The following is a 1,369-nucleotide window of genomic DNA, read 5'->3' as shown; positions in this document are numbered from 1 at the left end:
CGGGCTGCATGACATCATTGCTCGTTTTTCCTGTGTTTTTCGTTGCAGAAGTTCCCAGACCGAGGTTTTTGCGAGCGCCAGTTTCGGTTGTCGAACCAGTACCACCCTGCTCCAGAGACAGCGCTGTAGTGAGTCCGCTTAGCGAGGTAATGTCATCGTTTGCACCTTTTGCCGCCTTGCCTGAGAGAGTAGTGATAATGCTATTCCATGCTGGTCCCGTCCATTTCGTCCCATCCGGCAAAGTTACTGTTACATTGCCGTTTCCAGAAAAAATACTTTGCCAGTTCTGTTTGTCGTAATTCAGTCCACGCAGCGCTTCTGCACTTTGTGCCACCAGCGCAGCAGTTACCATGTTCAGCGCAACGCGGGGAACAGCTGACCAGGCCGCGCCGGCCTGAGTAGGCCCGGTAAAGTTACTAACCAGCGTCACCTGGGTATTACCGTCAACCGTTTTTACTGGCAGCGTATAATCAACACCGCCCACAGTGGAGACAATAAAGTCACCTGCGGCGAGTTCGGTTGCGAATGAGGTTCCGGAACCGCCAACAATAGCGGATCCGTTTGTCAGGGTAATAGTTCCTGCAGACATATGCGCTCCTTTCGGGCAATAAAAAACCCCGCCGGAGCGAGGTTTATTCAAAAATGTTTGAGTTAATGGCAGGTGGTACTACTGAACGTGTTTGCGCTGACCCATGACCAGTTAAATGGGTAACCGGCGCGGTACTGGGTCTGGTTACTTTGCTTGCGCACTCCGTAAATCTGGACGGTGTTTTCCTGTCCGCCGATCAGGGCCGTTCCGGTACATATGGGTTGCTGCTTCTGAAGAACGCCAGCGCAACCGGAGAGCAATACAGCCACCGCCAGGCAAAGAATCATGTTTTTCATCGTGGTTATATCCCAGGGTATTAACGAAGATAAACAATAACAAGATGAATTAAAGGGATATAATTGATTCTGTAGATCAATTTCATAAGATTGATCGCTGAAAACGATCAATCGTAGTTGGCGCAGTTGATGGCCATAATCACGTTTCTCAGATTTGAATACGCGACGTTCTGAAGGTTTCCGCTGGGCGTTGTTTGTGGTCTTGCGAATATTCGCGTATTGCCTCCCTCAAGTTTTGCCATGCTCTTGTAAATCGCCGAGTAGGGCTGCGGCTGGCCGCCGGCCGATATCACTCCAGTAATTAGACCCAGCATGGCAGGCATACAGGCCCATTTCCCCGCAAGCGTGGTATTGATGTTATAACCTGAACTTGCATCTACTCCGGCAGTACCGAGGGTTACCACATCACTGAGTGAGCGCGTTTCGTTTGTCAAAATAAGCGTCCCTGACGCATCCCAGACGGCCAGCCCGTAGTCTGGCTTTG

1 protein-coding gene and 2 pseudogenes are annotated in these 1,369 nt (G+C 50.7%); all 3 read right to left on the bottom strand.

Annotation, left to right across the window (positions count from 1 at the left end; genetic code table 11):
• Positions 1-589 (bottom strand): annotated as a pseudogene (locus AA74_RS0113520) (phage tail protein); the annotation flags it as partial.
• 62 nt (positions 590-651) lie between these two features.
• On the bottom strand, positions 652-885 hold the full coding sequence (locus tag AA74_RS0113515) for a hypothetical protein (RefSeq protein WP_025912575.1): 234 nt from the start codon (positions 883-885) through the stop codon (positions 652-654).
• A 107-nt stretch (positions 886-992) separates the two neighbouring features.
• Positions 993-1,369 (bottom strand): annotated as a pseudogene (locus AA74_RS0113510) (hypothetical protein); the annotation flags it as partial.

The sequence above is a fragment of the Enterobacter sp. 5-4 genome, assembly GCF_000612205.1.
Classification (GTDB): Bacteria; Pseudomonadota; Gammaproteobacteria; order Enterobacterales; family Enterobacteriaceae; genus Enterobacter; species Enterobacter roggenkampii.
This window is presented reverse-complemented; position numbering and strand designations above follow the sequence as displayed.

Bases quoted from the DNA above. Each gene is read 5' to 3' on its own strand.
- AA74_RS0113515 (WP_025912575.1), bottom strand. From the start codon at position 885: ATGAAAAACATGATTCTTTGCCTGGCGGTGGCTGTATTGCTCTCCGGT.